The 222-nt window shown below is 65.3% G+C and carries 1 protein-coding gene; it reads left to right on the top strand.

Annotated elements, in window-relative coordinates; genetic code table 11:
* The coding region (locus E5W87_RS35935) for an insulinase family protein (protein WP_292408821.1) at window positions 1-222 on the top strand (222 nt) is incomplete at both ends.

The raw sequence follows: 222 nt of genomic DNA, 5'->3' as shown, positions 1-222 counted from the left end.
ACCTCCTACTACGCCAGGGTGCTCTCCGACGACGTGCCGCTGGCCGTCGACATCCTGTCCGACATCCTGCAGGAGTCCGAATTCGACCCGCAGGAACTCGAGCGCGAGCAGCACGTCATCCTGCAGGAGATCGGCGCCGCGCACGACACGCCCGACGACATCGTTTTCGACCGTTTCACCGAGACGGCCTTCCGCCACCAGACCATCGGCCGCTCGATCCTG

The sequence above is a fragment of the Mesorhizobium sp. genome, assembly GCF_004962925.1.
In the GTDB taxonomy this organism is placed as follows: domain Bacteria; phylum Pseudomonadota; class Alphaproteobacteria; order Rhizobiales; family Rhizobiaceae; genus Mesorhizobium.
The sequence above is the reverse complement of the archived record's forward strand: the minus strand, read 5'-3'. Positions and strand labels throughout refer to the sequence as shown.